Raw genomic sequence first — 24,892 nt, forward strand, 5'->3', positions numbered from 1 at the left:
TGCTGGCGTCAGGCCGTGCCTGGGCCAAGGGGCCGCAGGCCGTCGACGTGGTCGTCATCGGCGCCGGTCTGGCCGGCCTCAACGCCGCCGCCATCCTGGAAGGGCAGGGACTGAGCGTGCAGGTGGTCGAGGCCTCGGACCGGGTGGGCGGCCGGCTGCGCACCGCCCGCAAGGACGGCTACCAGGCGGAACTGGGCGCCAGCGAGGTGGGTGCGCTCTACGGCCGCGTGCGCGACGCCTGCGGCCGGCTGAACGTCGGCCTGACCACCAAGGGCGGCATTCCCACCGATTTCCTGATCCATGTCGACGGCGCGTCCGTCCTGCCCAAGGATTGGGCCGGGGCGGCCAACAACATGACCCGGGGGGCGGAGCGGAGCATTCTGCCCTATGTCCTGCAGACCGGGCTATTCCAGCGCTGGCTGCCCTTCAAGGACACGGCGGCGTGGCTGGATCCCGCCAATCTGGTTCATGACGTCTCCGCGGCTGAGTTCATGCGGTCCAAGGGCGTGTCGGAGGCGGCGATCAGCCTGGCCAACGTCGATGTCAACGGCCCCAGCCTGGAAAGCATCTCCGCCCTCAGCATCTTCCGCGACCTGGCCCGCGCCCGGGCGGAGGGCTTCACCGACCCCAACAAGCCGCAGTACGGCGTCAACAACATGGAGCGCAGCTACATCGTCGGCGGTTCCGACGCACTGCCCACGGCCATGGCGGCGGCGCTGAAGACGCCGGTGCGGCTGAACAGCCCCGCCCGCGCGGTCGACCAGTCGGGTGACAAGGTCAAGGTCCTGCTGGATAACGGCGATGTGCTGACCAGCCGCTTCCTGGTGGTGGCGGCCCCTTATTCGGCCGTGCGCCACATCCGTTTCACCCCCGGCCTGCCGGACGCCCAGGCCGACGCCATCGCCGGCGCGCTCTATTCCGCGACCACGCAGTTCCACTATCGCATCACCAAGCCGTACTGGGAAAAGGACGGCCTGCCGCCGTCGCTGTGGACCGACCTGCCGTTCGAGCGCGCCTTCGCCCTGAAGAACCCGGACAGCGGCGTGATCGACACCCTGATCGTCTGGGTCAACGGCGACGGCGCCACCCGCTGGGACGACCGCGACGTCACCCTGCAGGCCAGCCTGGTCGAGGCGGAACTGGCGCGGGTACGGCCGTCCATGGTCGGCGCGTTGGATTACATCCTGGGCTACAGCTGGGGCCGCAACCCATACGTCCGGGGCAACAAGCATGTGTTCGGTCCTGGCCAGGTGAAGCGCTTCGCCGCCGACATGGGCAAGCCGGCGGGCCGCATCCATTTCGCGGGCGAGCACCTGCGCCGCCTGGAACACGGCATGGAATCGGCCATGGAGACGGGCGAGGCCGCCGCCATGGAAATTCTGGAAAAAGTCTGAAACGCGCCGGATCGCCCCGGCCCCGCCTGACGGCGGACGGGGCGGCTCGAACCGTCACCCTGACAACGAACCAACAGCGGGAGACTCTGGGAATATGAGCGGGCCGGAACTGACCAGGCGCCAAAGCCTGGGATTGGCGACAATGACCCTGGCGGCGGGCGCCGTCGCGGGCACCTTGGGGCGCGTGGTCCCGGCGCAGGCGGCGGCACCCGCCTTCCTGACCAAGATCGATTTCAAGGATCCGAAGTGGAATCGCGACGCCTTCGCCCGGCTGGACATGGATCTGGATCCGACCAAGCAGAAGATCGGCTGGTTCCGGGGCGGCGTCTACGGCGTGCGTGACAATGAACCGGTGCGGACGCTGTTCACCGTCGATGGCTTCAGCGTCGTGCGGTCCCAGCAGTTGCCGGACGGCAGCTGGCGCCGGATGCTGCGCGAGATCGGCTTCTACCGCGATGTGCAGACCGGGCAGATCATGGAGACCTGGCACAACCCCTACACCCAGGAGGATGTGCGCGTCGTCCCCATCGCCAACGATCCCTTCAACTACACCATCGGGGAATTCCTCCCCGAGCCGCCGTCCTACGGCGGGCTGAACAAGGACAAGCCGCCCAAGCGGCCGCTGCTGCTGGATTGGGCCTACGGGCCGGACGGCACGGTCATCCTGACCACCGACATCCACCTGTTCTACCCCTCGGCCCTCCAGCCCGACAAATGGCCGCGCGAATCCGCCGGCTCCTACAGCCGGGTGTCGGAGATGTTCAAGTACGTGGTGAAGCGGGAGGATCTGGAGAACCCCGCCAAGACCCACGTGCCATGCGTCGGATCCTGGGCCCGCGTCACCCCATGGCTGCCCTGGATGCTGATGGGGCAGGCGCCCGGCTGCATCAACTATTTCTGCAGCTTCGGCGCCGTGGAAAGCCTGGATCAGCTGCCGGCCGACCTGGTCGCCGCGGCCCGGGCCAAGGATCCCAAGTGGCTGTCGGCGCCGGACAGCGACTACGGTCCGTCCCTCTCCAGCATCGAGAACTACGCCCGCGAGCAGAAGCCGGCGCCGGTTCCGCCGGGCTGGACCCCGCCCATGCCGCCGCCGCCCCGGGTTCTGCCGGGCCGCTGACGCGCATCCACCTGAAGCAGGAGGCGGGCCGCCATGAAGACGATGGAGGTGGTGCTGGCGCGTCCCATCGTGGACGTTCCGGTGACGTCGGATTTCCAGGTGCGGGAACGCGACGTCCCGGACCGCCTGGACGACGGGCAATTGCTGGTCCGGGTGCTGTACCTGTCGTTGGATCCCTATATCGGATCCGTGCTGCGGGGACGGCACATGGGCGCCCGCGCCCCGGCGCCGGGTGAACCCCTGCCGGGGGAGTGCGTGGCCGAGGTTCTGCGGTCCAGCGCCCCCGACTTCCGGCCCGGCGATTTGGTGACGGGTGAGGTGGGGTGGGTTGAAATCGGTGTCCTGGACGCCGGGAAGGCCCGCCTGGTGGATCGGGCGGCGGGCGTCGCCGCCCATCTGGGGGTGCTGGGCATGCCGGGCCTGACCGCCTGGGCCGGTGTCACCCAACTGGCGCGGGTGGGGGCGGGCGACGTGTTCGCCGTGGACGCCGCCGCCGGGGCGGTCGGCGGTACCGCCGGGCAGATCGCCCGCCTGTTGGGGGCCCGCGTCATCGGGATCGCGGGCGGTCCCGCCAAATGCGCCTTGGTTCGCGACGTCTATGGTTTTGACGACTGCGTGGACTACCGCGCGCCGGATTGGGCGGACCGCTTCGCCCAGGCCACCGGCGACGGCCCCACCGCCTATCTTGAAAATGTCGGCACCGCCGTCCTGGATCAGGTCCTGGCGCGTGTCCGGGTCGGCGCCCGCATCGTGCTGTGCGGTATGGTCGACCATTATCACGGTGGGCCGCCGGCGGTGTTGCCCGTGGTGCCGCTGATCACGCGCCGCCTGCACGTCCATGGCCTGGTGGTCTACGACTTCCTGGCCCGCCGGCAGGAATGGCTGGATATCGCCATTCCCTGGATGCGGGAAGGACGCCTGCGCCCCGTCGAGGACGTGGCCGACGGCCTGGCCAACGCCCCCGCCCATTTCGAGCGTCTGATGCGTGGCCACAACCAGGGCAAGGCCCTGGTGCGGGTGGACGCCGGCGCGTAAGCCCACAAGAGGACTTTCTTTCATGACAACGCCTGCCGTCCCCGCCATCCGGCGGGGCTTCGTCGACACCAGCTTCGGCCAAGTCCATTACCGCACCATCGGCGATGGTCCGGTGCTGATCATGCATCACGCGTCCCCCGGCAGCGCCAAGCAGCTTGAGGGACTGATGCGCCTTCTCGCGGCGGAATTCCGGGTCGTCGCCTTCGACACCCCCGGCAATGGGGACAGCAGCCCGCTATCCATTGCCACGCCCACGATCGCGGACCTGGCGGCCGGCCTGCTGCAGGCGGTGGTGGACCTGGGGATCGAACAGGCGGTGGTCTACGGTTCCCACACCGGCGCCAACATCGCGATGGAACTCGCCATCGCGGCGCCGGGGATCGTCCGCAAGGTCGTGCTGGACGGCATCGCCGTCTTTTCGCCCGAGCAGCAGGCGGATTACCTGAAGCGCTACGCGCTGCCGTTCACCGCCGACCTGGACGGCGCCTACCTGATGCGCTGTTTCATGTTCTGCCGCGACCAGTACCTGTTCTTCCCCTGGTTCGCCCGGGACCGGGAACACCGCCGCGCGAACGGCCTGGGCACGCCCCAGGCGCTGCACAACTGGGTGCTGGAGGTCCTGAAGGCCAACGACACCTATCCCCTCAGCTATCGCGCCGCCTTCGCCTACGATCCGCCGGCGCGCATCGGCCTGGTCGGCCAGCCCATCCTGGCCCTGGCGTCGGAAGACGATCCACTGCTGGGGACCACCCGCGACGTCGCCACCCAGGCTGGCGCCATGTTCGGCACCTTGCCCGGTTTCCAGGCGCCGGACTATGGCGCCCGGCTGCGGGACGCGGTCATCGTCTTCGCCGGCTGAAGTTTCTGGCGTGTTGGGGCCGTCACAGCCCCAGCACGCCAGGATTCAGGCGGTGCTCCGGATCCAGGATGTCCTTCAACCCTTCCAGCAGCGCGCCGCTGGCGGCGTCGCGCGACGCGCGATAGCCGTAGGTGCGGCCGATCTGGAAGTGGCCCAGGCCGTTGCGCTGGAACAGGTCCAGAAGCCGCTGGCGCGCACTCTCGACGGCCGCCGCGGCCGCCGCGTTGGGCGGGGTCTTCGGCAGCTTGGCCAGGTAGGACGCCTCCACCGACGCGTGGTGCAGTTCCCGCAGGGCGTCGGGCCAGTAGAACACGGGCTCGATGATGATCACGGTGGTCGACATGGTGGTGAACAGGTAGGCGTGATCCACCCCTTGGGCATCCAGCTCGGGGCGCATGGCCTCCAGCTCCGCCTCGATCGCCGCGTAGATTTCATGGGCGCGCGACAGCGGCGTCAGGCAATGGATGGGGGCCCAGCGCTCCCCATTAGGCCCGATCATCGAGTTCAGGGCCACGAACGGTTGCGCCCGCATGACCTTGGGCACGGTGTTCTCAACCTCCTGCCCGTTGTGGCGGGCGGCGATGGCGCGCGCCTCCGCCAGGTCGTCGGCGACACCGGCGGCGGACCGGCCCTCGCACATCAGGTGCAGGGCGAAATCGGCGGCGTCGATGAAGCCGCGGCCGGCCAAGGCGATTTTCGCCGCCTCCTTCAGGCCGCCGAGCAGGCTGCCTTGCTTGCCCGCCACGCTCTTCAGGGCGCTGAGGTCGGCCGCCAGGGATGCGCGCTTCATGCGGATCTGGCCCAGGCGCGGATCCAGCCCGCACACCTCGCACGCGATGCCCGCCCGCGCGACGGCGGCCATGGCGCCGAACATGTCGGCGCTGCTCTTGAAGGTGAAGGAGGCGTGGGCCTCATGCTTGGGCGCCGGCATGAGGCGCAGGGTGACCTCCGCCTTGATGGCGAAGGCGCCACAATCGCCGGTGAACAGGCCAGCGAGATCCGGTCCGTAGAATCGGTAGTATGGGCTGTCGCCGTCGGCGCCACGGGCGCCGGTGCGCAGGACGCGTCCGTCCGCCAGAACCAGGGTCAGCGCCACCATGCTTTCGGCGCCGGTGCCATGGTGGCCGGCGCCGAAAAAGGCGCTGCCCTGGGACATGCCGCCACCCACCGTGGCCGCGATGCCCGACAGGGTGCCCCAGAACGGCGTGCGCAAGCCCAGCGGCGCCAAGGCTTCGTTGAGCGTCTTCCAGGTGCAGCCGGCCTGCACGGTCACGACCATGTCCTCGGGACGGATGTCCAGGACCCGGTCCATCCGGCTCAGGTCCAGCGTCACGGTGGCGGGCGAAGCCGGCAGATACCCCTTGGTGTAGCTCATCCCCCCGCCACGCGGGGCGCAGTGGTAGCCGGCGGCGGCGCAGGCCGCGACGGTCGCCGCCAACTGGGCGGTGTCGGCCGGGGCCACCACCAGCGCCGCGGTGTGGGCGGCACGGGCATAGACATCCTGGGAATGGAAGACGCGGGTGGCCTCGTCGACATGGACGTTGGCGTGGCCCACGATGGCGGCCAACTGGCTGGCCAGCGCGTCGATGTCCAAGGACATGGTGGTGGATTTCGTCGCCATTGCGGCCCGGCCCCTCTGTTCTGTCCGTCGTCTGATCGTGATCGATCTCGGCCGGCGCCCCAGGGCCGCCGGTGGGGCACTTTGTGGCCCAATTGATGCCGGGCATGGTGCGGCGATCCCGTGTCCTGCACGCACTGGTTCCAGGGCCCCTGTCCGCACAGTGGTCCGGCACACGGCCGCCGCCGGCTTTTCGGCGCGGCGTGGTGCCACTCTGGGACCCTGCGGCATCATAACAACGGGGGGTCTGGATGCGTGAGGCGGTGAAGGGTGAGTTCGCCCGGGGGTGGAGCGTGCTGCTGGCGGCGACGCTGGGCACCATGTGTGGCGCGTCTCCGCTACCCTACAACACCATCGGTTCGTTCCTGCAACCGCTGGGGCAGGAGTTCGGCTGGAACGCCGGCGCGGTGATGACGGCGGTCATGTGTTTCGGCCTGTCGGGGTGCGCCTGCGCGCCCATCGTGGGCGCCCTGGCGGACCGTCACGGCGCGCGGGTGGTGGGTCTGCTCTCCCTGCTGGGCTTCGCCCTGGTCTTCGCCGCCCTGGGCCTCACGGGGTCGCTGGCGATGTTCTATGCCGGCTATCTGCTGATCGGCATGGTTGGCATCGGCTCGACGCCCGTCACCTGGTCCCGGGCCGTCAATCTGTGGTTCGTGCGCCAGCGCGGCCTGGCGTTGGGGATCATGCTGACCGGGACGGGTCTGGCCGCCTTCTTCCTGCCGGCGACGACCGTCTTCCTGATCAAGGAATGGGGCTGGCGCTGGGCCTATGCCGTTCTGGCCCTGCTGCCCCTGCTGGTGGCGCTGCCGGTCGTCTGGGCGTTCATGCGGGAACCCGCGACGGGCCAGGCCCCGGTGGCGGTGTCGGGCGGCGAGCCGATCGACCGGACCGGCTTCACCCTGGCCCAGGCCGCGCGGGACCATCGCTTCTGGATCATGATGCTGGCCTTCCTGGTCATATCCGTCGCCTACGGCGGCTTCCACACCAACCTGCAGAACATGGTGCGGCTGAAGGGATTGAGCCGCGAGACCGGCGCGCTGATCGCGGGCTGCGTGGGCTTGGCCATCATCGTCGGCCGTATCGGCGCGGGCATGCTGGTCGACCGCGTGTGGGCGCCCCTGGCCGCCTTTCCCCTGCTGGCCATGCCCGCCATCGGCTGCCTCATCTTCATCAGCGACACCACGTCCACCGGTTTGATCGTCCTGGCCGCGGTGATGCTGGGCGGGGCCGCGGGGGCGGAGGCCGACATGATCGCCTATCTGGCGGGGCGCTATTTCGGCATGGCCTATTATGGCCGCATCTACGGCATGCTGTACGCCAGCTTCGGCTGCGGCGCCGCGATATCGGCCCCCATCTACGGCTATGTCTTCGCCTCCACGGGCAGCTACACGCCCATCCTGGCGGTGGCGGCCGTGATGTTCGCCGGCGGGGCGGCCCTGCTGCTGCTGCTCGGGCGTTATCCCGCCAGCCTGCCGACCGTCAGGGTTGGCCCTGCCGTTCCCGCTCATAGCTCATGACGTAGGCGAAATTGCCGCCGGGGTGCACGGTTTCGCTGGCCAGGAAAAGCCGGCCCCCTGCGTCCAGGTACAGGCGCTGGGTGAGCAGTGCCGCGCTGCCGGCGGCCACACCCAGCAACTGGGCCAGCAACGGTTCCAGCACCAGCGCGCTGATGCGCTGGTTGACCCGGGCCGCGACGACGCCGAAGCGGGCCTCCATCGCGTCCGCCACGGTGCCCGCGGCCTCGATCTCCGCGCGAATGGGCGCGCAATCCCCGCGCAGAAGCATGCGGGTCAGTCCCACGGTGCTGGACCCCTGGCCACGATAGCCGCGCAGTTCCCGCCAATCCTCCGGGGGCAGGTCCAGCACCCGGGCCAGGCCGTCGGCGGGGGCGGCGCCGTAGTAGAGGATGTTCAGCCTGTCCTGGTCCACGTATTGAAGCAGGTCCTTGAAGCCGTGCAGGGGCTGGACGAACAGGGCGGGGCCGGGTGGCGCGATCACCACCGTGCCCACCCGCCGCTTGCGGGTCACCAGCTTTTCCTGCGTCAGCACCCGCAGGGCGTCGCGCGCGGTATGGCGCGAAATGTCATAGAGGGCGCACAGCTCCATCTCGCCCGGCAGGACGTCACCCACCCGGTAGGTGCCGGCGCCGATGGCCGCGCGCAGGATTTGCGCCACCTGGAGATAGCGCGGGGCGGCGGTGGCGCCGTGTTTCCGCGTGCTCATAGGGGGCATCCGCTCATGGGGCGTTTGCTCATGGGAATGGGTCGCGGCCCAGGCGCTGGGCCTCGTCCCTCAGGATGTCGATCAGGTCGGCCGCCGCCGGGGACAGGGCCGCGCGGCGCCGGCGCATGATGATCAGGGGGGTGGTCCAGCGGCCCTGGGCCAGGTCGCGCCCCATCAGACCGGGATGGTCCGCCACCAGGGACTGGGGCAGCAGGGCCAGCATGTCGGTGGCCGCCAGGATGGATAGGGCGAAGGGGATGGACACGGTGCTGATCCGCGCCTGGATGGGGTTTAGGCCGGCGGCCACGAACGCCTCGTCGACGGACATGTCCAGGCCGTCCGGCAGCTTGCCGAACAGCCAGTCGGCGCCGGCCAGATCGGCGATCGACCGCGCCGTGGTCAGGACGGGATGGGCACGGCGGCCCACCACCAGCCACCGCTCCAATCCCAGGGTGGTCACCATGATCTGGGGATCGACATCCTCGCTGCCGGTGGTGACCGCCAAATCGAGGTCGCCGGACAGCAGCAGGCGGGTGAAGTCGGCCTTGACCCCGCCCTCGATCCACAGCCGCACCTGGGGATAGCGCCGTTGCAGGCGGATGACGGCGCCGCTGCCGATCCCGGCCGATGCCACCGGGCTCATGCCCAGGGTGAAGCGGTTGCCGCTGCGGCCCAGCGCGACGTCGAGGTCGCGGCGGAACACCGCGACCTCGGTCAGCACATTGCGCGCATGCTGCTGCAGCGACTGGCCCATGCGGGTCAGCATGATGCCCTTGGGCGTGCGCTCCAGCAGCACCACGCCCAGCTCCGCCTCCAGCCGCGCCAGGCTCTTGGACAGGGCCTGCTGGCTGAGGCCGCGGTCGCGGGCGGCGGCGGTGAAGCTGCCGGTCTCGACCACGGCCAGGAAGTACTCAAGGTCGCGCAGCTCCATGGCGCCCGCCCCCCGTCAGAAGGGTTTGACCGTGCCCAGGAAGGCCATGGTGATGATCCCGGCCCAGTAGACGTAGGCCAGCTTGCGGGAGAAGGCCATGATGGTGGTCAGGCGCGCCTCGATGGCCGGGTTGGGACCGCCGGAGATCAGCTGCCGGAAGGCCATGACCCAGTCGCGCATGACGAAGCGCAGGATCAGCCCGATGATCAGCAGGCCGGAGAACAGCGTCGCCTTGGCGGCATACCAGTAGGCCGTGAGCGGCCCGCCGGTGATCAGGCTGTAGACCCCGGTGAAGAACAGCGCCGGGATGACGACGTAGCGGATGGACTCGTCGATCTTGGTCAGGCGGATGCCGATGTCGGTCCCGCGCTTGAAGAAGGCCGACAGGGCCAGCGCGACCCAGAAGGCGACGAATATCCACATGCCGACCAGCCACGGCCCGCCCAGTGGCTGGACGCCCAGGTTGTGCCCCAGGTGCAGGCCCAGCGGCAGCAGCAGGATGATGCCGGTGCGCGGAATGATGTCGATGCGATAGGCGGTTTCCATGTGACGCCGCCGTTCGTCCAGCGACAGGCTGGAATCGACGATGGGGCGCGACGCGTTGAACACGCCCCACTCGCCACCCAGCCAGTAGGCCATGGCGATGATGTGCAGCCATTTAAGGACCAGATGCGTATCCAGGTACATGCCTAAGAGTTCCATGACGTGCCGTGACCCCCATCGTTTTCGTGGCGCGGTGCCGTCCGGCGCATCCTGGGTGACGCCCATATGTCCAGACATATCGACCGCTGCCGGCGATTTCGATCAATCCGCCCGAAGCCAACCATCACAAATCGGCCCGGTGTCCGGCTGGTGGTCGCGGGGCGCGGCCCACATCCCGGTGTTGTGGCGAAGGACAACTGGATGTGAGGCGCCGTCGCCGCCCCCCGCTACCCTGTGCCTGTCCGGACAACGTGCCGGAACAGCCGAACAGGAACGATGAGGCAGGGCATGACTGAGGCGAATGGGGCGGCCGGTGCGCCGCTGGCGGGCGGGCGCGTCCTCCCCCGCGTGATCAAGGGCAAGCGGTCCCAGTTCTTCGATGATCCGACCATGGATCAGATGATGACCTTCTTCATGGAACTGATGACCGAGGTCATGGTCTTGCGCGACCGCCAGGACACGCTGGAGCGGATGCTGGAGGAGAAGGGCGGCATCAGCCGCGCCGAACTGCGGGACCTGATCCCGCCGCCGGAGGTGGAGGCGGAACGGGCGGCTGATCGTGCCGCCTTCGTGGAACGGGTGCTGCGCCTGCATGAGCCCGTGGGTGAGCCCGCGCCCCGGCACGACGCGTAACCCGAGCCCGCCGCCCAGGCGCGGCGGATGATCCAGCATCGATGGAACAGGATGAAGGCGATGGCGACGAACACGGTACCGGATATTGACAGCCTATTGGTGCCCACCCATGACGAATTCGCGCGGCAACGCGCCGTGGCGGCCATCCACACCCACGCCATGCTGCGGCTGCGGTTCGACTGCCGCACGGCGTATGAGCGCAACGTGAAGCCGGCCTTCGAGCGGGAACACGGCCGCGCCCCGGAGACGGGGGCGGAGATCGCCGAGGCGATCAAGGGCGACCCCTTCTACCAGTTCTACAGCTCCATCCGTTACAACGCGCAGGAGATGGGGCCGCTGGCCCGCCAGCCGGCGGTGGAGCGCGCCTTGCCCGCCATGATCGAAATCGCCAAGTCCGCAGCGCAGTCCAACGCCGCCGGCGGCTCCCTGCGCCTGGACCCCGACCTGGTCGTCCCGGACTACATGACGGAGTATGACGTCCATTTGGCGGCCGGCAGCTACCATTCGGAGTTCGTGGACGACGACGTGGCGCAGGGCGTCCTGCTGGGCCGGGGCCTGTCACCCATCGCGGGCAAGGGCCGCATCACCAAGAACCGCAACTTCGCGGGGGTCGGCCAGTCCATCGCGCACTGGCTTAAGGCCAAATACCCGGCGTTCGCGCCGCGGCGCATGCTGGACATGGCGACGCAGTCGGGCGCCAACCTGACGGCCTATCCCAAGGCCTTCCCCGGGCTGGAGGCGCACGGCATCGACGTGGCGGCCCCAGGCCTGCGCTACGGCCACGCCAAGGCGGAATTCGAGGATGTGGCCATCCATTTCAGCCAGCAGGATGCGGCCCACACCGACTTCCCCGATGGCCATTTCGACCTGGTGGTGTCCAGCTTCTTCCTGCATGAGGTGCCGGTGCCCGTGACGCATCAGATCCTGAAGGAGGCGTACCGCCTGCTGGCTCCCGGCGGCCTGCTGGTCTTCATGGAATTGCCGCCGCACAAGGCCTGCGACGCCTTCATGAACTTCGCCTATGATTGGGATACGGAACACAACAACGAGCCGTTCTACCGGGACTACCGCTCGCAGGATCCAACGGAACTGGTGGTGGCCGCCGGCTTTCCCCGCGACAGCGCGTTGGAACTGACCATCCCCGACATCACCAGCTTCGACATGGACCGCTATCCCGCTTTCCTGAAGGGGGAAATCGAGGCGCCGCCCCATGGGCGCGGCGGCTGGTTCATCTTCGGCGCGCGCAAGCCGGGCTGAGCGGTGGGATGCGCATGAAGGAACAGTTGGCGGCGGTGACGCCGCCACAGGAGGAGGGGTGGGCCGTGGACACGGCCTACCCCCATCTGTTTTCCCCCATCCAGCTGGGGCACCGGACCCTGCGCAACCGCATCGTCCACGCCTCGACCACCACCCGCTTTCAGGAGCGGGGGCGGGTCACGGACAAGCTGATCGCCTATCACGTCAACCGCGCGCGCGGCGGCGCCGCCTTGACGGTGACGGAGCCGTTGGCGGTGCTGTCACGGCAACTGAATGGCGTGCGCGTGGAGGTGCTGTCGGGTGTGAACGCCGACGGCCTGGCGCGCTGGGCGGCGGCGGTGGAGGCCGAGGGGTGCGGCCTGGTCGGCCAGATCCAGGATCCCGGCCGGGGCCGGCACGAGGACGGGCGCGTCGGCCGGCTGATCAGCGCGTCGGCCCTGCCCGACGATCTGTCCTGGACGGTGGCCCACGCCCTGACCACCGGCGAGGTCGAAGGCGTGATCGAGGAATTCGTCCGCTCCGCCGGCTTGCTGAAGGCCGCCGGCTTCGCCGGGGTTGAGGTGTCGGCCGGCCACGGCCACCTGTTCCACCAGTTCCTGTCGCCGCTGTCCAACCAGCGGGAGGACCGCTATGGCGGCGACCTGGCGGGCCGCACCCGCCTGCTAACCGACCTGCTGCGGGAACTGCGGCGGCACTGCGGGCCCGATTTCCTGATCGGGGTCAAGCTGCCGGGCGAGGATGGGCTGCCGGGCGGCATCGGCATGGAAGAGGCGGCGGCCATCACCGCCCTCGCGCACGGCACTGGCGCCGCCAGCTATATCACCTATTGCTGGGGCTCCCACGCCGACACCCTGGACTGGCACCTGCCGGACAACCACGGCCCGCGCGTGCCCTATGCGGCCAGGATCGCCGCGCTGGGCCGGTCGGCGCCGGGAACCCCCATCGGCGCCCTGGGCCTGATCACCGATCCCAATGAGGGGGAGCGCCTGGTGCGCGACGGCCTGGCCGACCTGGTGATGCTGGCCCGGCCGCTGGTGACCGACCCGGCGTGGCCCAACAAGGCGCGGGCGGGGCGGGAGGCGCAGATCCGCTATTGCGTCTCCTGCAACACGTGCTGGCACCTGATCGCCACCCACGGCACCCTGCGATGCGACAACAACCCGCGCGTGGGTGCCGAGGACGAGGCCGACTGGACACCGCGGCGCGCCACTGGACCGGCGCGCCGCGTCGTGGTTGTGGGCGCCGGCCCGGCCGGACTTGAGGCCGCCTGGACCGCCGCCGCGCGTGGGCACCAGGTCACGGTGCTGGGCCAGGGCGACGAAGTGGGGGGCAAGGCCCGGCTGCACGCCATCCTGCCCGGTGGCGAAGGCCTCAGCAGCGTCTACGATTATCAGCGGCTGGCGGCGGACCGGCATGGTGTCGACTTCCGGCTGGGGGCGGCGGCCACCTTGGATGACATCCTGGCGCTGGACCCCGACACGGTCGTGCTGGCGACGGGGGCCAGCCCATCCTGGCCCGCCTACCTGCCGGCGGACTATCGCGGCGAGGGGTATTTTCCCGATGTTCGCGAAGCCGTGGCCCTGCTGGCCCGGGTTACCGCGCGCCAGGCGGGCACGGCCGTCGTGTTCGACCAGGACGGCACCGCCTTCACCTATGCCGCGACGGAGTTCCTGGCGGCGCGGTTCGAAAAGGTGGTGCTGGCCACACCGCGCGACCGCATCGCCGGGGCGGAGGCGCTGGTCAACCGCCAGGGCATCCACCGCCGCCTGCTGGGCCGTGGCGTGGAGATCCTGCCGTTTCACGCGCCCGACCCGTCTTCCGCGTTCGAGGAGGGGGAGATCATCCTGCGCCATGTGCTGACCGGGGCGACCCGCCGGATCGAGGATGTGGCGCTGCATACCTTCGCCACCCCCCGGGTCCCGAACACCGCCCTTTTGGCGCCGCTGATGGCGGCCGGCCTTGACGTCCACCTGGTGGGCGACGCCTACGCGCCGCGCCTTCTGCTGGACGCGACGTCGGAAGGTCACGGCGTCGGCATGCTTGTCTGAAACCCATTGTTCAAGAGAGAGGCGTTGCGCCCATGTCCTACCTGATCGCCCTGTTCAACCTGAAAGCCGATGCCGACCCCGCCGCCTATGAGGCCTGGGCACGCTCCACGGACCTGCCGACGGTGCGGGCGCTGCCGTCCATCGGCGGCTTCGACCTGTTCCGCCTGAATCAGGTGCGCGGCTCCGACCAGGCGCCGCCCTATCAGTATATCGAGATCATCCGCATCGATGACGCCGACGGCTTCCGGGGGGACGTCGCGACCGACACCATGCGTCGGGTGGCGGCGGAGTTCCGCGCCTTCGCCGACAACCCCCTATTCGTCGCCTGCGACCGGATCGAGCCCTGACATGCCCAGCTATCCCGACCTGAAAGGCAAGGTCGCGCTGGTGACCGGGGCTGGCCGTCTGCGCGGACTGGGGGCCGCCATCGCGTTGCGCCTGGCGGAGGAGGGCTGCCGCGTCGTGCTGCATGACGTGGCGCCCGACGCCGCGGCCCGCGCCGGCGTTCCGCTGGGGGACGAGATGGCGGCCGTAAAGGCCGCCGTCACCGACCTGGGCGTCGACTGCGCCACCGTCACCGCCGACCTCAGGGTGGAGGACGAGGTGCGCGGCATGGTGGACCAGGCGGTCGGCGCCTTCGGGCAGTTGGACATCCTGGTCAACAACGCCGGCATCGGCTTCCTGGTGGGCGCCGTCACCGAGATGCCGGTGGCCGACTGGGACGCGGTGATGGGCGTGAACCTGCGGGGCGCCTTCCTGGCCATGAAGTACGCCGGTGCGGCCATGATCGAGCGCGGCCAGGGCGGCCGCATCGTCTCCATCGCCTCGCAGGCGGCGAAGTCGGGCATCAGCCTGATGTCCGCCTACAGCGCGTCCAAGCACGGGCTGATCGGCTTGACGCGGTCCGCCGCCATCGAGTTCGGCCGGCACGGCGTGACCGTCAACGCCATCTGTCCCAACCACGTGCCCACCGACCTGGGCGACTGGCAGCGGGAGACGCTGTCCCGCCGGCGCGGCGTTGACATGACGACCTATTGGCAGAGGCTGCGCGACCGCGTCCCCCTGGGCCGGCCCGGCGCGGTGGCGGACACCGCCAACGCCTGCGCCTTCCTCTGCTCCGACCAGGCGTCCTACATCACGGGTGAGGCCATGAACGTCAGCGGAGGGGAGGAATACCACTGACACCGGACACCGAATAAAAAAGGGCGCCGGCGTTGAACCGGCGCCCCTCAGGATTGGGCTGGCGCGGGAGGAGATGGATATGCGCCAGCGCCATCACCTGGCCTCTACGGCGCGGCGATTTCCTCAATGGTACGGTTGAAGCGGTCCGCGGTGTCCTCCTGCCGGGCCTCCGCCGCCTCCTTGCGCTGCAGGTAGAACAGCCGGTCCAGGAAGTCCTGGCGCCAGGCTTCCCGCGCTTCCAGCGCCGGCTGGTCCAGAACCAGCGCCTCGATGCCGGCCGCCAGGTCCAGGCCGTTGGCCTTGGCCACGCGTTCGGCGCTGTCCAAGCGGTCGTGCAGGACGGAGAGCTCGTTGGCCAGGACCAGGATCATGGACATGGCCTGGTCCAGGCCGGGGGCGTCATAGAAGGTCGGGCGCTTGCCCTTGGCGTCCTTGACGACGTGGGGACGGGTGCTGTCCATCAGGCGGCATCCTTGGCTGCGGTGGTGTCTTGCTTGTGGGCGATCAGCACTTCCCAGCCGCCGCCGGGGGCGAACTCGCCAGCGGTGAACTCACGCTCCGCCACGGCGCTGGCCGCATCCTCGCTGTAGCCGGCCACGGCTTGCGCCGCGAATTCCATCACCGCCATGGGGGCGGTGTCGAAGCGCACGTCGGCACGGTCGAAGCCGGCGCGCTCCGCCAGGTCGTACTGGTCCATGTCGCGCATGGCGCCCCAGAACGGCTCGTTGTTGTACCAGGTCTCGTTATCCAGGATGAACTGGGTGAACGGATCCATCAGGTCGAAGGGCGGCAGGTCGGCGTGGATCATGTAGCCGCCGGGCGCCAGCAGGCGATGGCATTCCTGGAAGATGCGCGGCATGGCCTTGGCGCTGGTCTCGTGCAGCAGGATGTGGCTGACCACCAGGTCGAAATGGCCGTCGGGGAAGCGCGTCTCCTCCGCGTTCATCTGGGCGAAGTTGACCTCCAAGCCCAAGCCGGCGGCCCGCGCGTGGGCGTAGCGCACCTGGGGGGCCGCCACGTCGATGCCCCAGACCTCGGCATCCGGGAACAGTTCCTTGTAGGGCAGGGTGGAATGGCCGACGGTGCAGCCCATGTCCAGGATGCGGCGCGGCTTGAAGCCGTTCAGGCGCCGCTTGATGTAGTTGCAGACCGACCGGCCCATGTCGTCGTTGAAGGGCCCGGTGTACCCCATGGCGTAGAGGTAGACGCCCCGGTCGTACAGGGCGCCGACGGAGATGTCGCCCGGCGCCACCTCGGTGGCGTAGCCGCCGGGCATGCAGTGGATGTCCAGCGCCGTGACATAGCGCGGCGCCTCGAACCCCTCAGGAATGTCCAAGATGGCCTTGGACTTGGCCGACAACTCGGCCGCCTTGGCGTTCAGCTCGGGCAACTGGCGCTCGATGGTGACGTTGGTCGATTCCCACAGCAGTTCCTGCGCGATGCGGTTGGCCGCGGCGTAGTGCTGGAAATAGAGGTTGCGCACCATGCCGGCGCGGATGTCGCGGCGGTTGGCCGGGGCGCGGCCGTTGGCCCGCTCGAACTCCGGCGCCACGCGGTTCTGGTAGACCGGGGTCAGGCCAGCAGCAACTTCTGCTGGATGAAGTTCTTGAAACTCTTGGTGAATTCCTGGCGTGCCGCCTCGTCNTGCGTGGGCGAAGGCAGCGCCGGGTGCGCCGTTTGTTGAAACGTGTTCAGCATGGCCGCTCCCGAGGCTTTGTGGTGTGCTTGCCCATTGAATGAAGGGGGTCGCGGGCCTCCGGGCCACCGGGGTCCGTCACCCCGTCCACCTGATGGTTGGCGGAGGGTGCGGCGCTTTAAAAGCCCGCGCGAACCGTTACTGCTGCGAACTAATGGCGGGTCGTCCCGTCAAGGGAAGGGCCGTCAAAGGAAGGGCCCCGATTTTCTGGATCCCGATTTTCTGGACAAGGATCACCCATGACCACCGCGCTATCCGACGCCCCAACCCGCCCGGCGGGGCAACTGAGCCTTTTGGCGCAGGCGGGGTATGGGGTGGGGCAGATCGCCGGCCAGGTGTTCCGCGACGTCCCGTCGCTGCTGCTGCTGTTCTTCATGACCAACGTGCTGGGCATCGAGCCCGCGCTGGCCGGTGCCGCCATCTTCGTGCCCAAGCTGGTCTGGGGCGTGGGCTGCGACATGGCCGTGGGCGTGCTGTCCGACCGTTGGAAGCAGCGCTTCGCCCGCCGCCGCTGGCTGCTGGTGGGGGCTGTGGGCGCGCCTATCGCCCTCATCCTGCTGTTCCACGTGCCGGCCCTGTCCGTCACGGGGCGCGTCGCCTATGTGGCCATCGCCTTCAGCCTGTACATGATGGTGTTCGCCTGCTTCTCGGTTCCCTACCTGGCCATCGCCGGGGAACTGTCGTCCGACCCGCACCAGCGCACGGTGCTGATGGCCTGGCGCCTGGTTTTCACCGCCGCCGGCGTGCTGGTGGGTGGCGCCCTGTCGCCGTACATCGTGCAAAGCCTGGGGGGTGGGCAGCCGGCTTATGAGGGCATGTCGCGGGTGTTGGCGGTGATCTGTCCCGTGGCGCTGGTTCTGGCCTTCTTCGGATCCGGCCGCGCCGCCCGTCAGGCGGCCGTGGCCCCGGCCCCGGCGCACGTCCGCCTGAGCCTCGGCCAGGCGCTGGCCGTGCTGGCGGCGCCGCGCTTCTCGGTCCTGCTGGCCGCCAACCTGATGCAGCTGGCCGGGTCGGGCATGGCCTATGCCTCCATGCTGTATTTCCTGACCTACAACATGGCCCGCGCCGACGCCTTCCAGTTGATCGGCGGGTTGGTGATCATCGCCTGCGCCGGCATCGTCGTCGCCCAGCCGATGTGGGTCGCCCTGGCGCGGCGCGTGGGCAAGAAGCCGATCTACATCCTGTCGGCCGCGGGCTATGGCCTGTCCTACCTGGCCTGGTCGATGAGCGCTGACGCCGGCACCGTGGCCGCCTACGCCTTCTCCTTCGTCGCGGCCGTGTTCAATTCCGGCTGGACGCTGCTGGGCTTCTCCCTGATGACCGATATCGCCGGGGAGGACCAGGCGCACGCGGGCCTTTATTCGGCCGCCTGGATCGCGGTGGACAAGATCGGCTTCGCGCTGGGCGGTACCTTGCTGGTGGGACTGGTGCTGTCGGGCTTCGGGTTTGACGCCGCCCGCGCCGTCGCCGGCCTGCCCCAGACGGCCCGGGCGCTGACCGGCGTCATGCTGGCCTTCGGCGTGGTGCCGGCCGTCCTGAACATCACGTCGGCCGCGCTGTTCTGGCGCTTCGGCCGCGACTGACCGCACAATTTCTGCAACCGAGCGCGGATGGAACCATGGGCAAGGCGGACGGCGCGTTGGATGAATTCCGCCAAGGCTGGCGGACGGTTCTGGCGGCGGCGACAGGGGTGGGGCTGGGCATAACCGGCCTGACCTTCTATACCCTGGGCATCTTCATCGGGCCGTTGTCGCAGGAGTTCGGCTGGTCGCGCACCGCCATTTCCAGCGCCACGCTGCTGACCACCGCCACGACCCTGTTCCTGGGTCCCCTGGTGGGGCGGCTGGTGGACCGGATCGGCGGCCGCCGCGTTGGCCTGGCCTCGCTGCTGCTGCTGGCCCTGGGCCTGGCGGCGCTCAGCCGCATCGGCCCGACGCTCACCAGCTTCTACCTCACCTTCGGCGGCGCCATGGTCCTGGGCGCCGGCACGCTGCCCATCGTCTGGACCCGGGCGGTGAACGCCTCCTTCACCCAGGCGCGCGGCCTGGCGCTGGGGCTGACCCTGACGGGCACCGGGGTGTGCAGCATCCTGGCCCCGCCCTTCACCCAATGGCTGATCGCGACGCACGGCTGGCGCGCCGCCTATCTGGGCCAGGCGGCGTTGGTGGCGGCCCTGGGCCTGCTGGTCGTGGGCGCCCTGTTCCAGGACAATCCCGCGTCCACGAGGACCAAGGCGCCCGCCCCCGCGACTCCTGTCCCTTCAGCGCCCGGCGCCACCCTGGCGGAGGCGCGGCGCACCCGACAATTCTGGTTCCTGGCCGTGGGCCTGCTGTTCGCGTCGTTCGCGGTGGCCAGCCTGATCGTCCACCTGGTGCCCATCCTGGTGGGCAACGGCCTGGACCGGGGCAGCGCCGTCCAGATCGCCAGCCTGCTGGGCTTCGCCATCATCATCGGCCGGCTGGGGGTGGGCAGCCTGGTGGACCGCCTGCCGCCGCCCGCCGTGTCCGCCGCTGTGATGACGGCCGCCGCCGTGGGCTGCGGCCTGCTGTACCTGTCGGCCGGCGATCTCGCCCTGGTGCTGCCGGGCGTGTTGCTGGTCGGGTTCGCGGCGGGAGCGGAGGTCGACCTGGTCGCCTTCCTGGTGGGCCGCTATTTCGGGCTGCGCAGCTACGGCGAGATATATGGCTGGCAGTTGGGATTCTTCGCCCTGGGCGCCGGCCTGGGTCCCATGGGGGTGGGCCGGCTGTATGACCTGACGGGCGGCTATGGCGCAGGGCTCGCGGCCTGCGCCCTGGGCTTCCTGGTCGGCGCCATCGCGCTGGGCACCCTGGGGCCCAGCCCCCGAGCCGTGTCCGCCGTTCCCTGTCCACAGGCTGGATAAGGCCAGGCGTGGCGTGCCCCCGGGCAGGGCCCGGGCTGGCATGGTGGCGCCTTCCATTGACCCTTCCTTCGCGAAAGACGGCCGCATGACCATGACCGCCACGCCCGCCCAATCCGACGTTCCCGCAGCCGGCACGCCCGACCTGGGGCGCCTGCTGGCCAGCATCGTGGGCGGGGATGGCGTCATCACGGATGCGGATTCCCTGGCCTTCTACGGCCGTGACGTCTATGCCGCCGGCGCGCCGCTCCGGGCCGTCATCCGTCCGGCCACCCGCGACGCCCTGGCCCTGGCGCTGAAGACGCTGGGGGCCGCCGGCGTCGCCGTCGTGCCCCGCGGCGGCGGCATGTCCTATTCCAGCGGCTACCTGCCCAACCTGCCAGGCGCGGTCATGGTGGATACCGGCCGCCTGGATCGCATCATCGAGATCAACGTCGAGGACATGTATGTCGTCGCCGAGGCTGGCGTCACCTGGGCGGCCCTGGATGCCGCCCTGGCGCCGCATGGCCTGCGCACGCCCTTCTGGGGTCCGTTCTCCGGCAGCCGGGCCACGGTGGGCGGCACCCTGTCGCAGAACGCGGTGACCTATGGTTCGGGCACTTTCGGCACGGCCGTGGACAGCCTGCTGGGCATGGAGGTGGCGCTGGCCGACGGCCGCCTGATCCGCACGGGCAGCTGGGGCCATGCGGGCGCGCAGGCGTTTTTCCGGCACTATGGCCCGGACCTCACCGGCGTCTTCGGCGGCGATGCCGGGGCGCTGGGCGTGAAGACGGCGGCGGCGCTGCGCCTGATGCGCCGCCGGCCCATCGTCACCGGCCTGTCCTTCGGCTTCCAGGATTTCCAGGGCCTGCTGGGCGGCATGGCCGCCGTGGCGCGCGAGGGCGTGGTGTCCGAGGGCTTCGGCCTGGATCCCTTCCTGCAGAAGCAGCGCCTGGGCATGGGCGACCTGAAGTCGGACCTGAAGATGCTGATGGCGGTGGGGCGGGCGGGGCGCGGGCCTCTGGGCGCGCTGTGGCAGATGGCCAAGATCGCGATGGCCGGCCGCGGTTTCCTCAAAGACGTCAATTACTCCGCCCATTACACCATCGACGCCGCCGACAAGGATGAGGAACGGTCGATGGTGCGCCGCGTGCGGGCGGCCGCAGCCCCCTTTGGGCGCGAGATCGAGAATTCCATGCCCACCGTCGTGCGGGCCTATCCCTTCCCACCGCTGAACCACATCCTGGGTCCCAAGGGCGAACGCTGGGTGCCGGTGCACGGAATCCTGCCGTTCAGCCGCGTGCCGGAATTCCGCCGCGGGCTTGAGGCGCTGTACGCCCGCCACGCCCCGGCCATGGAACGGCACAAGGTGCTGGCCGCCGCCATGTTCAGCACCATCACCACCACCGGCTTCCTTTATGAGATCGCCATCTATTGGGAGGAGGAACGCACCCCCTTCCATGATCGCATGCTGGAGCCGGAGGCGGCCGCCAGCCTGGGCCGCTATCCCGCCAACCCCGAAGGCACGCGCTTGGTGGAAACGCTGAAGGCGGACATCGTCGCCCTCTACCATCGCCATGGCGCCGCCCACCTGCAGGTGGGGCGTCTCTATCCCCTGTCCCAGGACCGGGATTCGGCCGCCAACGACCTGCTGCGCGCCGTCAAGCGCTGGGCCGATCCGGACGGTGTGATCAACCCCGGCGCGTTGGGGTTGTGACAGGCTTCTATTCACCGGGCGGCCAATAGCGCGTCTTGATCTCGACAGTGTCATCGCCGCGCCGCCAGTTTCCAGACATCCATTCTTCGTCCGAGGCGTCAATGAATCCAGCCGTCCGTATTCTGCTTCCGGCCCTTTTCCTGGCCGCCCTCACGGGAACCGCCTTGGCCGAAACGGACCGGGGGGAGCGGTTATCCATCCGCTGCAAGACCTGCCACGAGTTCGCCGCCGACAAGCCGAACAAGGTGGGCCCCAACCTGCACGGCCTGTTCGGCCGGCCGGCGGCTTCCGCACCCGGTTTCAACTACTCCCCGGCAATGCGCGGCAGCGGCATTGTCTGGGATGAAAAGGCCCTGGACGCCTGGCTGACGCGGCCCTCCGCCCTGGTGCCGGGCACCACGATGGCTTTCGCCGGCCTGGCGGACAAGGCCGACCGCGACGCGCTGATCGGCTGGCTGCGCCAAGCCACGCGCTGAGCCTGCCGCCCGAGGGGGCGGCGGGCCTGCTGAACAAGGATCAAGAGGTAGGCCATGGTTGAGTTATTGCAGGCGGTGGCTCCGGCGACGGCTGGCGCGCAAGCCGTTCTGGCAGCCCCGCGCGACGGCGCCATGCTGATCGGCGGACGCTGGGTGCAGGCCCGCTCCGGCCAGCGCATGGGAACGGTGGATCCGGCCACGGGCGGCCTGCTGGGCCAGTTCCCCGACGCCGGCCCCGAAGACGTGGACGCGGCCGTCGCCGCCGCGCGCGCGGCCTTCCCCGGCTGGGCCGCCACCGTCCCGGCGCAGCGCGCCGCCATCCTGTGGCGCATCGCCGACATCCTGGAACAGCACATCGACGAGCTGTCGGAGCTGGAGACCCTGGACCAGGGCAAGCCGCTGTACGTGGGCCGCTGGGCCGAGATACCGGGCGCCATCGGTCAGTTCCGCTACTACGCCGGACAGTGCCTGAGCATCGAAGGGCGGACCATCACGCCGTCGGTCACCTACCAGCCGGCGGGCAAGCAGGTCCAGGCCTGGACGCTGCGCGAGCCGGTGGGCGTGGTCGCGGCCATCGTGCCGTGGAATTCGCCCTTGGTGCTGACGGCCATGAAGCTGGCCCCGGCCTTGGCCGCTGGCTGCACCGTGGTGCTCAAGCCGGCTGAGGATACGACCCTGACCGCCCTGCGCCTGGGTGAGCTGATGATGGCGGCCGGCCTGCCGGATGGCGTCCTGAACATCGTCACCGGCCGGGGCGCCACCACCGGCGCCGCCTTGGCCGCCCACGGCGACGTGGACAAGGTGGCCTTCACCGGCTCCACCGCCACCGGCCGGGCCATCCTGGACGCGTCCAAGGGCAACCTGAAGCGGGTGACGCTGGAGCTGGGCGGCAAGTCGCCGGTCATCGTTATGCCGGACGCCGACCTGGATCTGGCCGTTCCCGGTGTCGCCAACGCCATCTTCTTCAACGGCGGCCAGGTCTGCGTCGCCGGCTCGCGCGCCTATGTCCATGCCGACATCTACGACCGGGTGCTGGAGGGCGTGTTGGCCTACGCCCAGGGCCTGGCCCTTGGCCACGGCCTGAACCCGGGAAACCCAGATGGGCCCCCCTGTCCTCCCCCCGCCAGGCGAAACGGTGGCCGGCCTGATCGATGGCGCCCGCGCCGCCGGTGCCGCCGTCGTAACCGGCGGCGACCGCCTGGGACCGGCGGGCACCTTCATCGCCCCGACCGTCATCGCCGACGTGGCGCCCCGGATGGATATCGTGCGGGAGGAGGTGTTCGGCCCGGTCCTGGTGATGCAGCGCTTCACCGATGTGGATGAGGTGGTGGCCGCCGCCAACGACAGCGTCTATGGCCTGGCCGCCAGCGTCTGGACCCAGTCGCTGTCCCACGCCCATCGGCTGTCGCGCCGGCTGCAGTGCGGCACCGTCTGGATCAACACCCATTCCATGTACGATGCCAGCCTGCCGATCGGCGGTGTCAAGCAGTCCGGCTACGGCCGTGACAGCGGCCTGGCCGCGCTGGACAATTACCTGGAGTGGAAGACCGTCTGCGCCGTCCTTTAGTCGACCGGGTGGAAGAAAGGCCCAGTCCCGTCGCCGGGGCTGGGCCTTCGCCATTTTCAGAACTTGTAGCGCACGGTCGCCAGCACGCTGCGCGGATCCAGCGGGAAGCGTGGCTGGATGACGGAGAAGCCGAAGCCGGTGACGTATCCGCTCTGGTTCAGCAGGTTCTTCAGCGTCACGTGGTAGACCCAGGGGCCGCGCTCATAGCCGACATAGGCGTTGACGAAGCTCTGGTCCGGGACGTGGCCGATGGCGCCGTTGTCGATGGTGGAATAGGACCCCGTGCGGAACAGCGCGTCGCCGCCGAAGCTGACCGTGCCGCCGGCCAAGTCGGCGCTGTAGTCGGCGCCGATGTTGAACTGCTGGTCCGGCAGCCCCACCACCTTCTTGCCCTTGGTGTCGACGGTGCTGGCGCTGCCGCCGCTGGTGTAGGTGCCGTCGTTGAACGAGGCGTTGGCCCACAGCGTCAGGCCACCGGTCACCCGCCACGACGCCTCGATCTCCGCCCCCCGGATGCGGGCGTCGAAATTATCCACCAGGAAGGTGCCATCGTTCAGGTTGAACAGCTGCTGGATGTCATGAACGTCGTTCTGGAAGATCGCGACGTTGACGCGGACGCGGTTATCGAACAGCTGGGTCTTGACCCCCGCCTCCTTGGCGGAGGTGACTTCAGGCCGGAAGGGGGTGTTCAACTGCTGCACCGTGCCGGCCAGCCCGTTGTAGCCGCCCGCCTTGAAGCCTTCGCTGTAGGTGAAATAGGCCTGAAGGTCGGGGGTGAACTTGTATTCCACGCCGGTCTTGGGCGTGAAGCGGGCGAAGGCGTCGTCACGCTGAAGGCCGGTGCCGTCGAAATAGGCCGACAGGTGCTTGTAATCGACGGTGTAGCGGCCACCGGCGATCAGCGACAGCTTGTCCGTCAGGTTGGCGGTCAGCTGGCCGAAGGCGGCATAGCTTTCCGTGTCGACCGTGAAGCCCTGGGCGCTGGGCGCCAGGAAGACGGACTGCGCGATGTCCTGTGTGGCTGATTCGCTGAAATAATAAAGGCCGCCCACGTAATCCAGGAAGCCGTCGAAGGCCTTGCCCGCCGCTTGCAGTTCCTGGCTGACCTGGTGCTGCGTCGATTTGGAATCCCGCACGTACAGCGCCAGATAGCCGCTGCCCATGCCCAGGGCGGACGCGGGGACGCCGCCGGAGAAATCCTGGCCCCAGTTGTTGGTCAGGTGGGAGTAGCCGGTGATGGAGGTCAGGGTGCCGCCGTCATAGTCGGCCTGCAGGTTCAGGGTCGTGCCGTACTGCCGCGTATGGGTGTAGGAGGGATAGGGCGACAGGCTGGTGGTGTACGACCCCGACAGGGTGCTGATCTGGCTTTCCACGCCATTGGCGTAAGGATTGGTGGGGATGGCGTACTGCCCATCGGAATCCAGGTTGGTGTAGAAGGCGCTGAGGCGGCCGCTGATGGGGGCGGCGCCCTTGTAGGCGACATCGGCCTGCAGGCCCTGGAATTCCTCCGCGCCCACATCCTTGTTCAGGGTGGCGTCGCGGAACTTGCCACCGTCCTGGCCGCGCGCCATGCCGTTCAG

At 69.3% G+C, this 24,892-nt stretch carries 22 protein-coding genes and 1 pseudogene; 16 read left to right on the forward strand and 7 right to left on the reverse strand.

Annotation, left to right across the window (positions count from 1 at the left end; all coding sequences use genetic code 11):
• The 4 genes from I55_RS28860 to I55_RS28875 form a co-directional block, all read left to right on the forward strand.
• Window positions 1–1,394 (forward strand): NAD(P)/FAD-dependent oxidoreductase (locus tag I55_RS28860; RefSeq protein WP_044564182.1); only part of this gene is annotated, 1,394 nt, incomplete at its 5' end.
• Between the two features lie 142 nt (window positions 1,395–1,536).
• On the forward strand, window positions 1,537–2,511 hold the full coding sequence (locus tag I55_RS28865) for a DUF1838 family protein (RefSeq protein WP_199902759.1): 975 nt from the start codon (window positions 1,537–1,539) through the stop codon (window positions 2,509–2,511).
• A 33-nt stretch (window positions 2,512–2,544) separates the two neighbouring features.
• Window positions 2,545–3,546 carry an NADP-dependent oxidoreductase gene (locus tag I55_RS28870; protein WP_049974612.1) on the forward strand — a complete coding sequence of 334 codons (1,002 nt, stop codon included), beginning with the start codon at window positions 2,545–2,547 and terminating at the stop codon, window positions 3,544–3,546.
• Window positions 3,547–3,568: 22 nt separating this feature from the next.
• Window positions 3,569–4,405, forward strand: a complete 837-nt coding sequence (locus I55_RS28875) for an alpha/beta hydrolase (RefSeq protein ID WP_044564184.1) — start codon at window positions 3,569–3,571, stop codon at window positions 4,403–4,405.
• A gap of 22 nt (window positions 4,406–4,427) precedes the next feature.
• Here I55_RS28875 and I55_RS28880 read toward each other — a convergent pair whose 3' ends face one another.
• Window positions 4,428–6,026 carry an FAD-binding oxidoreductase gene (locus tag I55_RS28880; protein WP_044564185.1) on the reverse strand — a complete coding sequence of 533 codons (1,599 nt, stop codon included), beginning with the start codon at window positions 6,024–6,026 and terminating at the stop codon, window positions 4,428–4,430.
• A gap of 248 nt (window positions 6,027–6,274) precedes the next feature.
• Between I55_RS28880 and I55_RS28885 the strand changes: the two genes are divergently transcribed.
• Window positions 6,275–7,540 (forward strand): MFS transporter, encoded by a 1,266-nt coding sequence (locus I55_RS28885; RefSeq protein WP_044564186.1) that lies wholly within the window; start codon window positions 6,275–6,277, stop codon window positions 7,538–7,540.
• Here the strand turns inward: I55_RS28885 and I55_RS28890 are convergent.
• Genes I55_RS28890 through I55_RS28900 form a run of 3 tightly spaced genes read right to left on the reverse strand, consistent with a single transcriptional unit; the run spans window position 7,503 to window position 9,864 of the window.
• On the reverse strand, window positions 7,503–8,246 hold the full coding sequence (locus I55_RS28890) for a GntR family transcriptional regulator (RefSeq protein WP_044564187.1): 744 nt from the start codon (window positions 8,244–8,246) through the stop codon (window positions 7,503–7,505). The two genes, I55_RS28885 and I55_RS28890, sit on opposite strands and share 38 nt — an antisense overlap.
• A 28-nt stretch (window positions 8,247–8,274) precedes the next feature.
• Window positions 8,275–9,177, reverse strand: coding sequence for a LysR family transcriptional regulator (locus I55_RS28895; RefSeq protein ID WP_044564188.1), 903 nt, complete (start codon window positions 9,175–9,177; stop codon window positions 8,275–8,277).
• Window positions 9,178–9,192: 15 nt separating this feature from the next.
• The gene (locus tag I55_RS28900) at window positions 9,193–9,864 is read right to left on the reverse strand and encodes a hypothetical protein (protein WP_085940140.1); all 672 of its coding nucleotides are present in this window, start codon (window positions 9,862–9,864) and stop codon (window positions 9,193–9,195) included.
• A gap of 303 nt (window positions 9,865–10,167) precedes the next feature.
• Here I55_RS28900 and I55_RS28905 point away from each other — a divergent pair, with 303 nt between their 5' ends.
• The 5 genes from I55_RS28905 to I55_RS28925 are packed head-to-tail and all read left to right on the forward strand — an operon-like array spanning window position 10,168 to window position 14,999.
• Window positions 10,168–10,512, forward strand: a complete 345-nt coding sequence (locus I55_RS28905; RefSeq protein WP_049974613.1) for a hypothetical protein — start codon at window positions 10,168–10,170, stop codon at window positions 10,510–10,512.
• A gap of 60 nt (window positions 10,513–10,572) precedes the next feature.
• Complete coding sequence (locus I55_RS28910) at window positions 10,573–11,769, forward strand: class I SAM-dependent methyltransferase (RefSeq protein ID WP_049974614.1); 1,197 nt, start codon at window positions 10,573–10,575, stop codon at window positions 11,767–11,769.
• Between the two features lie 14 nt (window positions 11,770–11,783).
• Entirely contained in the window at window positions 11,784–13,817 is a 2,034-nt protein-coding gene (locus I55_RS28915) for an FAD-dependent oxidoreductase (RefSeq protein ID WP_159107298.1), read from the forward strand.
• Window positions 13,818–13,849: 32 nt separating this feature from the next.
• Window positions 13,850–14,164: an REDY-like protein HapK gene (locus I55_RS28920; RefSeq protein WP_044564190.1), complete on the forward strand. Its 315-nt coding sequence runs from the start codon at window positions 13,850–13,852 to the stop codon at window positions 14,162–14,164.
• 1 nt (window position 14,165) lies between these two features.
• On the forward strand, window positions 14,166–14,999 hold the full coding sequence (locus tag I55_RS28925) for an SDR family NAD(P)-dependent oxidoreductase (protein WP_044564191.1): 834 nt from the start codon (window positions 14,166–14,168) through the stop codon (window positions 14,997–14,999).
• A gap of 104 nt (window positions 15,000–15,103) precedes the next feature.
• Here the strand turns inward: I55_RS28925 and I55_RS28930 are convergent, their stop codons facing one another.
• On the reverse strand, window positions 15,104–15,460 hold the full coding sequence (locus tag I55_RS28930) for a hypothetical protein (protein ID WP_044564192.1): 357 nt from the start codon (window positions 15,458–15,460) through the stop codon (window positions 15,104–15,106).
• Entirely contained in the window at window positions 15,460–16,551 is a 1,092-nt protein-coding gene (locus tag I55_RS28935; RefSeq protein ID WP_199902760.1) for a class I SAM-dependent methyltransferase, read from the reverse strand. The genes I55_RS28930 and I55_RS28935 overlap by 1 nt, the downstream gene beginning before the upstream one ends.
• A gap of 383 nt (window positions 16,552–16,934) precedes the next feature.
• Between I55_RS28935 and I55_RS28940 the strand changes: the two genes are divergently transcribed.
• From I55_RS28940 to I55_RS37915, 6 genes and pseudogenes are all read left to right on the forward strand, one after another.
• Entirely contained in the window at window positions 16,935–18,278 is a 1,344-nt protein-coding gene (locus I55_RS28940; protein WP_044564193.1) for an MFS transporter, read from the forward strand.
• Between the two features lie 35 nt (window positions 18,279–18,313).
• Window positions 18,314–19,576: an MFS transporter gene (locus I55_RS28945; RefSeq protein WP_044564194.1), complete on the forward strand. Its 1,263-nt coding sequence runs from the start codon at window positions 18,314–18,316 to the stop codon at window positions 19,574–19,576.
• Window positions 19,577–19,661: 85 nt separating this feature from the next.
• Entirely contained in the window at window positions 19,662–21,269 is a 1,608-nt protein-coding gene (locus I55_RS28950; protein WP_159107299.1) for an FAD-binding oxidoreductase, read from the forward strand.
• Window positions 21,270–21,433: 164 nt separating this feature from the next.
• On the forward strand, window positions 21,434–21,745 hold the full coding sequence (locus I55_RS28955) for a cytochrome c family protein (RefSeq protein ID WP_252181356.1): 312 nt from the start codon (window positions 21,434–21,436) through the stop codon (window positions 21,743–21,745).
• Between the two features lie 177 nt (window positions 21,746–21,922).
• Window positions 21,923–22,771 (forward strand): annotated as a pseudogene (locus I55_RS28960) (aldehyde dehydrogenase family protein); the annotation flags it as partial.
• A gap of 73 nt (window positions 22,772–22,844) precedes the next feature.
• Window positions 22,845–23,312: an aldehyde dehydrogenase family protein gene (locus I55_RS37915; protein WP_252181357.1), complete on the forward strand. Its 468-nt coding sequence runs from the start codon at window positions 22,845–22,847 to the stop codon at window positions 23,310–23,312.
• Window positions 23,313–23,368: 56 nt separating this feature from the next.
• On the opposite strand, the gene I55_RS28965 is transcribed toward I55_RS37915, so the two are convergent.
• The coding region (locus I55_RS28965) for a TonB-dependent receptor domain-containing protein (protein WP_044564201.1) at window positions 23,369–24,892 on the reverse strand (1,524 nt) is incomplete at its 5' end.

Source organism: Azospirillum sp. B4 (assembly GCF_000333275.1).
Classification (GTDB): domain Bacteria; phylum Pseudomonadota; class Alphaproteobacteria; order Azospirillales; family Azospirillaceae; genus Nitrospirillum.

Excerpts from the sequence above, each read along its gene's own strand:
- I55_RS28865 (WP_199902759.1), top strand. The coding sequence starts at position 1,537 with ATGACCCTGGCGGCGGGCGCCGTCGCGGGCACCTTGGGGCGCGTGGTC.
- I55_RS28870 (WP_049974612.1), top strand. The coding sequence starts at position 2,545 with ATGAAGACGATGGAGGTGGTGCTGGCGCGTCCCATCGTGGACGTTCCG.
- I55_RS28875 (WP_044564184.1), top strand. The coding sequence starts at position 3,569 with ATGACAACGCCTGCCGTCCCCGCCATCCGGCGGGGCTTCGTCGACACC.
- I55_RS28880 (WP_044564185.1), bottom strand. The coding sequence starts at position 6,026 with ATGGCGACGAAATCCACCACCATGTCCTTGGACATCGACGCGCTGGCC.
- I55_RS28885 (WP_044564186.1), top strand. The coding sequence starts at position 6,275 with ATGCGTGAGGCGGTGAAGGGTGAGTTCGCCCGGGGGTGGAGCGTGCTG.
- I55_RS28890 (WP_044564187.1), bottom strand. The coding sequence starts at position 8,246 with ATGAGCACGCGGAAACACGGCGCCACCGCCGCCCCGCGCTATCTCCAG.
- I55_RS28895 (WP_044564188.1), bottom strand. The coding sequence starts at position 9,177 with ATGGAGCTGCGCGACCTTGAGTACTTCCTGGCCGTGGTCGAGACCGGC.
- I55_RS28900 (WP_085940140.1), bottom strand. The coding sequence starts at position 9,864 with ATGTACCTGGATACGCATCTGGTCCTTAAATGGCTGCACATCATCGCC.
- I55_RS28905 (WP_049974613.1), top strand. The coding sequence starts at position 10,168 with ATGACTGAGGCGAATGGGGCGGCCGGTGCGCCGCTGGCGGGCGGGCGC.
- I55_RS28910 (WP_049974614.1), top strand. The coding sequence starts at position 10,573 with ATGGCGACGAACACGGTACCGGATATTGACAGCCTATTGGTGCCCACC.
- I55_RS28915 (WP_159107298.1), top strand. The coding sequence starts at position 11,784 with ATGAAGGAACAGTTGGCGGCGGTGACGCCGCCACAGGAGGAGGGGTGG.
- I55_RS28920 (WP_044564190.1), top strand. The coding sequence starts at position 13,850 with ATGTCCTACCTGATCGCCCTGTTCAACCTGAAAGCCGATGCCGACCCC.
- I55_RS28925 (WP_044564191.1), top strand. The coding sequence starts at position 14,166 with ATGCCCAGCTATCCCGACCTGAAAGGCAAGGTCGCGCTGGTGACCGGG.
- I55_RS28930 (WP_044564192.1), bottom strand. The coding sequence starts at position 15,460 with ATGGACAGCACCCGTCCCCACGTCGTCAAGGACGCCAAGGGCAAGCGC.
- I55_RS28940 (WP_044564193.1), top strand. The coding sequence starts at position 16,935 with ATGACCACCGCGCTATCCGACGCCCCAACCCGCCCGGCGGGGCAACTG.
- I55_RS28945 (WP_044564194.1), top strand. The coding sequence starts at position 18,314 with ATGGGCAAGGCGGACGGCGCGTTGGATGAATTCCGCCAAGGCTGGCGG.
- I55_RS28950 (WP_159107299.1), top strand. The coding sequence starts at position 19,662 with ATGACCATGACCGCCACGCCCGCCCAATCCGACGTTCCCGCAGCCGGC.
- I55_RS37915 (WP_252181357.1), top strand. The coding sequence starts at position 22,845 with ATGGGCCCCCCTGTCCTCCCCCCGCCAGGCGAAACGGTGGCCGGCCTG.